The sequence below is a fragment of the Massilia sp. 05N420 genome (genome assembly GCF_056397205.1).
Genome location: NZ_JBFTMX010000079.1, coordinates 1 through 7591, shown reverse-complemented (window position 1 = coordinate 7591; position 7591 = coordinate 1). Strand labels below are relative to the sequence as shown.

8 protein-coding genes are annotated in these 7591 nt (G+C 64.4%); 4 read left to right on the top strand and 4 right to left on the bottom strand.

Annotation, left to right across the window (positions count from 1 at the left end; all coding sequences use genetic code 11):
* Nucleotides 1-337 precede the first annotated feature (337 nt).
* Nucleotides 338-766, bottom strand: a complete 429-nt coding sequence (locus AC1DIX_RS27095; protein ID WP_477328383.1) for a YybH family protein — start codon at nt 764-766, stop codon at nt 338-340.
* A 182-nt stretch (nt 767-948) separates the two neighbouring features.
* Here AC1DIX_RS27095 and AC1DIX_RS27090 point away from each other — a divergent pair, with 182 nt between their 5' ends.
* Genes AC1DIX_RS27090 through AC1DIX_RS27080 form a run of 3 tightly spaced genes read left to right on the top strand, consistent with a single transcriptional unit; the run spans nt 949 to nt 2427 of the window.
* Nucleotides 949-1386, top strand: a complete 438-nt coding sequence (locus AC1DIX_RS27090; protein WP_477328381.1) for an MbcA/ParS/Xre antitoxin family protein — start codon at nt 949-951, stop codon at nt 1384-1386.
* Nucleotides 1387-2082 (top strand): RES family NAD+ phosphorylase, encoded by a 696-nt coding sequence (locus AC1DIX_RS27085; RefSeq protein WP_477328379.1) that lies wholly within the window; start codon nt 1387-1389, stop codon nt 2080-2082.
* 12 nt (nt 2083-2094) lie between these two features.
* Complete coding sequence (locus AC1DIX_RS27080; protein WP_442122021.1) at nt 2095-2427, top strand: DUF2288 domain-containing protein; 333 nt, start codon at nt 2095-2097, stop codon at nt 2425-2427.
* On the opposite strand, the gene AC1DIX_RS27075 is transcribed toward AC1DIX_RS27080, so the two are convergent.
* Complete coding sequence (locus AC1DIX_RS27075; protein WP_477328377.1) at nt 2424-4040, bottom strand: methyl-accepting chemotaxis protein; 1617 nt, start codon at nt 4038-4040, stop codon at nt 2424-2426. The genes AC1DIX_RS27080 and AC1DIX_RS27075 overlap by 4 nt on opposite strands.
* Nucleotides 4041-4238: 198 nt before the next feature.
* Between AC1DIX_RS27075 and AC1DIX_RS27070 the strand changes: the two genes are divergently transcribed.
* Complete coding sequence (locus tag AC1DIX_RS27070) at nt 4239-4982, top strand: GAF domain-containing protein (protein ID WP_477328375.1); 744 nt, start codon at nt 4239-4241, stop codon at nt 4980-4982.
* 38 nt (nt 4983-5020) lie between these two features.
* On the opposite strand, the gene AC1DIX_RS27065 is transcribed toward AC1DIX_RS27070, so the two are convergent.
* Together AC1DIX_RS27065 and AC1DIX_RS27060 are read right to left on the bottom strand one after the other, a co-directional pair.
* Nucleotides 5021-7042 (bottom strand): bifunctional 2',3'-cyclic-nucleotide 2'-phosphodiesterase/3'-nucleotidase, encoded by a 2022-nt coding sequence (locus AC1DIX_RS27065; RefSeq protein WP_477328373.1) that lies wholly within the window; start codon nt 7040-7042, stop codon nt 5021-5023.
* A 43-nt stretch (nt 7043-7085) separates the two neighbouring features.
* Nucleotides 7086-7526 (bottom strand): nuclear transport factor 2 family protein, encoded by a 441-nt coding sequence (locus tag AC1DIX_RS27060; protein ID WP_477328371.1) that lies wholly within the window; start codon nt 7524-7526, stop codon nt 7086-7088.
* Nucleotides 7527-7591: the final 65 nt, after the last annotated feature.

Genomic DNA, 7591 nt, shown 5'->3' with positions numbered 1-7591 from the left:
GGGTCAGAGCACATTAGAAATGCAATTCGGGGTCAGAGCACATTTTTTGGCAACTTCCTGCGGTCAGTTGTCTAAAAAAGTGCTCTGACCCCGAATTATTGCAGGTCAAGGGATATCGATTTTGGCTTGCAGTTGTACGGCTGTTCGCCGGAATCGACGCCGATCTTCTTGCCCCTCGGTCTTTCCCGGCGCCAGATCGTCAATTCGGCGTCCGAGCACATTTTTGGACAAGTTCCTCAGGGCCGTTGCCTAAAAAAGTGCTCTGACCCCGAATTTCATTAAAAAAGTGCTCTGACCCCGAATTACTGACCCCGAATTGGCGACGAATTATTCGCGCTCAGGGCGTGTCGATTTTGGGCTTGCAATTGCACGGCTGTTCGCCGCGGTCGAAGACGATCTTCCAGCGCCCTGGCGCTTCCAGGCGCCAGATCGAGTTGAAGCGGCCGATCTTCTTGCCGCTGGCGTCGTAGACCGGGCCGCCGCTGTAGGCCAGGGTGCCGGACTCGACAACCTCGACTTCTTCCGGCTCCCAGGAGAACGGCGGCTGGTGGCCGTCGTAGTATTTCTTCCAGGCGGTGGACACGGCTTCGCGGCCGCGCAGCACGCTGCCCGGGCCCGAGAAGAACACGGCTTCCTCGGACAGGAAGCTGGTGAAGGCCGCATGGTCGCGCGCCTCCATGGTGGCGGCGAAGGCGCGTTCGGTGTCGGCCACCTGCTTCTTCAGCTCGGCGTTCGAGGGCCGCGCCGCGCTGGCGACCGCCAGCATGAACATACTGATACACAAAACCCCAATCGACAGCAGACGCATGCGTCCTCCACATGTTGAACTTCGGGCTTGAAATCGGCTATTGCTAAGCGGACAATTTTGTCACGGCAATACCGTTTGCACAAGTCACTTGCATCGAGTCCGGAAGCGGAGTATAAATGGTCCGAAATCGGAGGATTCCTATGAGTCTCGCCTACGCTTACCCGAAGAGCCGCTTCGAAACGGCAGTGCTGGTCGACCTCAACGACCGCGCACAACGCGAACGCCTGTCGCGCTCCGCGCTGCTGGGCTTTTTCCAGCTCGCCAATGCCTGGCAGGTACGCGACGACGATGCGCGCGAGCTGCTCGGCGGCGTCTCCTCTTCCGCCTTCTACGAATGGAAGAAGCATCCAGACCGTGTGCTCGAAGTCGACCGCATCACCCGCATCTCCTACCTGCTTGGCATCTACAAGGCCCTGCACATCCTGTACGGCGACAAGCTGGCCGACGAATGGGTGCACCTCCCGAACAGCAACCCCGTCTTCAATGGCCGCACGCCGCTGGCCTTCATGCTGGCCGGCGGGCTGCTGTCGATGCAGACCGTGCGCCGCCTGCTCGACGCCCGCCGCGGAGGGCTGTGAGTGAAACTGGTCTCCAGGCAGGAACCCGGGCTCACCCAGCTGCGCCAGTTCGACACCGTCCGCCTGATTCCGTCCCGCTTCGCCGATGCCGAAGACTCGGTACTGGCGCCGCTGGCGGAAAGCGATGCCATGCTGCGCGACCTGTTCGACCTCGACAACGCCACCAATGACCGCCTGCGCGGCGAGTCCGGACTCCTCCCCGGCATCGGCATGGACGAGCTGGTGTTCGGCGTGCCCAACTTCCGCATGATCAATGCGGCCTATACCTATGCGCGCCCGGAAGGCAGCCGCTTCAACGACGGCGAACGCGGCGCCTGGTACTGCGCCTTCGAGCTGGAGACGGCGCTGGCCGAGGTCGGCTTCCACAAGACCGTCGAATACCAGGAGATCGGCCGCTTCGACGACAGCGTCAGCTACCAGGCCCTGCTGGCCGACTTCACCGCCAGCTTCCACGACCTGCGCGGCATCGACGCCTACGCCGAGTGCCTGGCCCCCGACAGCTACATCGCCTCGCAGCGCCTGGCGGCGGAATTGCTGGAAGCCGGCTCGATGGGCATCATCTACCCAAGCGTGCGGCGGCCCGGAGGCACGAACCTCGCGTGCTTCCGCCCGGCCCTGGTCGGGAATGTCCGCAAGGGCCAGGCGTATCGGTTAACATGGGCGGGTTCGCCGGCTCCCACGGTCGAACCCATCTGATTCAATGAAGCCATGAAAACCGATCCATTAAAAGACACCGAACTGCACGACAAGATCAACCGCGAGACCGCCCGCATCAACTGGTCGGAACTGGAGCGCCATTTCGCCCAYGGCGCGGTGATCTACGTGAGCCAGGAACTCGACCTGGTCGAGGTGGCCCTGCGCATCGCCCACGACGACAAGGCACACATCGCGCGCTGGATGAGCGAAGGCAAGGTCGCCAAGGTGTCGGACGCCCAGGCCCTCGAGTGGCAGGCGACCGACGCCCGCCTGTGGGCCTCGGTGGTCAATCCCTTCGTGCTGGTGCAGGCCGACAAGGCAGCCCCCGCCGATACCCTGCACTAAGCGGCTCGGCCAAGCATCCGGTAGCACGATGCCGCCGGCTGCTCCAGCTGGAAGGTGTTCACCACCGACGCCAGCTGCTCGGCCTGGATGCGCAGCGATTGCGCGGCGGCCGATGCCTCCTCCACCAGGGCCGCGTTCTGCAGCGTCATCTGGTCGAGCCGGGCGATGGCGCTGTCGACCCTTTCGATTTCGTCGCATTGCGCGCGCGTCGCAGTCGACATCTCGCCCATGAGATCGTTCACCCGGTGCACGCCGTCGACCACCGTGCGCATGGTTCGGCCGGCGTGCGCGACCAGCTCGGTGCCGGCGCCGACCTTGCTCACCGAATCCTCGATCATGGCCTTGATTTCCCTGGCGGCGGCGGCGGAGCGGTGCGCCAGGTTGCGCACCTCTGCCGCCACGACGGCAAATCCGCGCCCCTGCTCGCCGGCGCGCGCCGCCTCGACCGCTGCGTTCAGCGCCAGGATATTCGTCTGGAACGCGATGCCGTCGATCACGGCGATGATTTCCACAACCTTCTTCGAGGACGCGTGGATCAGGTTCATGGTCTCGACCACGCCCTCGACCGTGTCGCCGCCCTGGAGCGAAACGCCCGCGGCGTCCCTCGCCAGCCCGGCCGCTTCGGCGGCAAAGTCCGCATTCCGGCGCACCGAAGAAATCAAGGCCTTCATGGCGCCGCCGACCTCGGCCAGCTCGGCGGCCTGGGACTCGGTGCGCTGCGACAGCTCGGCATTGCCGGTAGCGATTTGCGCTGAAGCCGAGGCGATCGTATCAGTGCCGCTGCGGACCTTTCCGACGATGCCGGACAGGCTGTCGCGCATGGCGCTCATCGCGGCCAGCAAGCTACCGGGCCGGGCCCGGCGGGTATCGACGCCGTGCTGCAGCTCCCCCTTCGCGATCGCATGCGCAACACTGGAGGCGTAGGCCGGCTCACCCCCGAGCTCGCGCAGCAGTCCACGGGTAAGGGCCAGGCCAATGGCGGCGGCCAATACCACGCACAGCACACTCAATCCGGCAATTGTCCAGCGTGCCGACGCCGCGCTTGCGCTGGCAGCGATGCCAGCCTCCACGCTCTCCGCCTGCAACTGCTTGAGCAGGACGTCGATATCGGCGACGATCCTGCGGCGCAGCGGCGAACATTCCTTGACCAGGAAAGCACCGAAGGCGCCCATCTCGTTCGCCTGGCGGTATTTGCGCGGACGTCGCAGCTCCCGGATCATCGCCCCCATTCCCTCGCGCACCTTCGCGTACTGCGCATTGCCCTCCAAGGAACGATCCAGCTGGACAAGGGCCGCCTCCGCCTCGGCCACCTGCCTGTCGACCAGGTCGAGTTCACGCAGGGCGTCGCCGGCATCGGCGAAGATGTAGGCGTTGCGCGCCGCGATACCGGTCTGGTCGAGCGCCTCGCGCAGTGAATACAGCGGTTCGAGACGCGTGCTGCGCAGGCCGTCGGCATTCGCCAGGGCGTCTCCGATCCCATTCACGCGCGAGATGGCAAATCCCGCCAGCACCAGGGTCACCAGCACCACGAGAGCGAAGGCACTGTACAGCTTTGTCGAAATTGGTATTCTTGTCGACACCCTGCGCCCGTTCGTGCCATGATTGTCGTTCATCTTGCCGCCAAATTTGAGGAAATTGCCGATTCTGCCTTAGAAATTACAGATTAGCAACCTTTTTGATAGTTTTCGCGAGATTTTATATTGCTATTTAAGCGTGATTTTCTTCCTCTGGCGTCATAAGATCGTGGTATCGACAAGAAAGAAGATTTGAACAAAGTTATCCGCTATACTCACGGGATAAGAGGAAAGTTTATGCAGAGCAATACGAAACCCGACGATCCGGTGATGACCACGAGCGAAGTGGCCCGCCTGCTAGGCGTTGCTACCAGCACCGTGCAAATCTGGATGGAAAGTGGCGCGATCGAGTCCTGGAAAACGCCGGGAGGGCATCGCCGTACACGCTTGAGCCTGGTCCAGGGTCTACTGCATGGAAAGGACGACAACGCCCATCTGCGTCCCGCGGCCAGCAACGACAAGGAATTCCTGCCGGCGGCCGATCCAGGGTATCCGGTCCCGGCCGACGAACGCGCGCGCCTCGCGGCCGTCGGCGCGAGCGGCCTGGTCGACACCGACGAGGAAACCCGCTTCGACCGCATCGTCCGCCTCGCCACCATGGTGACCGGTTCGCCGATCGCCCTGATCTCCCTGTTGACTTCAAGCCGCCAGTGGTTCAAGGCCAGGGTCGGCCTCGAACCGCGCGAAACACCGCGCGACTGGGCCTTCTGCTCGCACGCCGTGATGCAGGACGAGATGTTCGTGGTCGAAGACGCCCTCGACGACGAACGCTTCCGCGACAATCCCCTGGTCCAGGGCGATCCGCAAATCCGCTTCTACGCCGGCGTGCCGCTGCGCGACCGCTCCGGCCACGCGCTCGGCACCCTCTGTGTGATCGACCGCGAACCGCGCCGCCTGCGCGCCGCCGAGGTGCAGGGCCTGCTGGACCTGGCTGCGATTGCTTCGGGTGAGATTCAGGCTAGCCGGCCGAACCGGTTCTAAAGCGCCCCGTCGTGCCGGGCAACGTCCGGCACGACCGTTCATTTTGCCAAGTCCACCGCATACAACGCAAACCCCTTCCCCAAGCCATCGTCCGCAGCCAGCTGCGTCACATTCCCCAACCCGGCCGCGCGCGCCAGCTCCAGCTTGCCCGGCGCCGAATGGAACACCACCGGTCCCTTGGTCGCCACCTTCGCAAAGCGCCAGCTGCGCTGCGAACCATTGGCCTCACGGCTCAGGCGCTTCGCTTCCTTGATGTACGCGATCAGCACGTCGCGGCTGGCGTCCGGCGCCGTGAACACCGTCTTCGCGCCGCCCTCCAGGCCCGGGAAATTGCCGCCGCCGCTGGCGCGGTAGTTATTCGTCGCGATCAGGAATTCCTGCCCCGCCGGCAGCGGCGCGCCGTGCAGCTGGAGATTGCGGATGCGCTGGCCCGGCGGCCGGGTCAGGTCGATCTCGTAGCCGAGTTCCGGCGAGGTCACGGTGTCGAAGTTATAGCCGGGGAAGCCGGTGTTGACCAGCTCCTGCGGCTCGCTCCGGTCCGGATCGATGGTATTGAAGCGGCCCGCCGCCTTTTCCAGCCAGGCCTTCAGGCCGGCGCCGTCGACCTTCACCACCGCCAGCGCGTTCGGATACAAGTAGAGGTCGGCCGCGTTGTTCAGGGCCAGGTCGCCGGCGGCGACGTCGGTGTAGTCAAGCACGCCGGCCGAACCGGTCTTGAAGGGCGCCGATACCGACAGCACCGGCAGCTTCGCATACTGCGGCAGATTCTCCGCCACGTAATGGCGCACGTAGCCGGCCTGGGCCTGGTTGACGATCTGGATCGCCGAGACGTCGCCGACGTCGGCGAAATAGGTCGACATGCGGAAGTCCGCGCTGCCGATCGGCGTCTTCACGTAGCGGATCGTGGCTTCGTGCTCGTCCTTCACCAGCGACATCACCGCCGGATCGGCCGACACATAGCTCTTGTCCGGCTGCTGGGTCGTGCGGTTCTCGACGATGGCGGCGTCCTGGTCGGCGCGCCAGCGCTTGCCGTCGTAGCGCAGCTGCAGGCGCACCACGCCCAGGTTCTTGCCCCAGAGGTTGGCCATCACGGTCGGCACGCCGAACACCCTGCCCTTCGCCTTGTCGACGTGCGGCAGGTTGAACTGGGCGACGGTGCTCGATGGATTCGGGAACAGCTGATGCGAATGACCAAGCAGCAGCGCATCAATACCACCCAATGCACCGCCCGCCTGGGCCAGGTAGTAATTCCCGTTCTCCATTGTCGGCGAATACGCGCTGGCATCCAGGCCGCCGTGCGAGATCGCCACGATCAGGTCGGCGCCCTTGGCGCGCATCTCCGGCAGGTAGCGCTTCGCGGTCTCGACCAGGCCTTCGGTGTAGACCTTCCCCTCCAGCCAGCGGCGGTCCCAGTTGACGATGGCCGGCGGCGTGAAGCCGATGATGCCGACCTTGACGGTGGCCTCGAAGGATTTGCCCTTGGCGTCGACCGCCTTGATGCGCTTGCTGAGGATACGGTAGGGCTCGAAGAGGGGCTTCTTGGTCCTGGTGCTGTAGACGTTGGCAAGCACCACCGGGAAGCCCGGTCCGGCGCACTGCCTGCCAGGAATGYCCTCGACATCGAGGCGCTGGCCGGTCACCTGGCCCAGGTAGGCCAGGCCGAAATTGAAATCGTGGTTGCCGATGCCGATGCCGTCATAGCCGATCTTCTTCATCGCCTTGTAGATGCCCAGCAGCTGGCCGCAGCGCAGCGGATCGACGGTGGCCTGGTAGTCGCCCAGCGCATTGCCCTGGATGGTGTCGCCGTTATCGAACAGCAGCGTGTTCGGGAAGTCGCGGCGCGCCTGGGCGATCAGCGAGGCGGTGCGGTCCAGGCCCAGCGAAGGATCGGCGGCCAGCTTGAAGTAGTCGTAGCCGACCACCGCCGAGTGCAGGTCGGTGGTTTCCAGGATCGCCAGTTCGGCGCTGCTGCCGGCCGGTACGCGTGCGGCCGGCGCCGCGCTGGACAGGGAGCTCGCGCTCAGCGCGAACAGGACGAGGAAGCTCGATCGGGAAACCATAGGCGATATCTGAAGGATGACGGGGCGGATTATAAACGCCCGCTCACTTCTTCTCGGTATTGAAGGTCTTGTTCGCGATGAGCCAGCGTCCGTCCTTCTTCAGCAGCGCCATGTGGTCCGTGAATTTCACGTCGGGATAGTCGAGTGTGATCTTGGCCACCGCGGCGTCGCCGGTCAGGTCCAGCACTTCTATGCTGCGCCGCCGCTGGGCTTCGTCGGCGGCCGGCTTGCCGTCGAAGCGCGTGGCGAATTCATCCACCGACAGGTTCACCTTGCCGCCGATGATGCGGGCGTCCGGACGGAAGGCCTCATGGACGTAGCGCCGCTCACCGCTCGCATGCGCGCGGATATAGGCCTCGAGCGGCACACAGACCGCGGCCAGTTCGCCGCTGGCACCGGCACACCCTTGCGTGGAAGCGGCCGCCGCACCGGCGGCGGCCAGCATGGACAGGCCGGCGATGCCGGCCGCTAGCAAGTTGTACATATTGCCTCCAAATAAACATTTTTATGGCGGCATGCTAGCAGAAACCGGCGCGCCTGCAGTGGGGT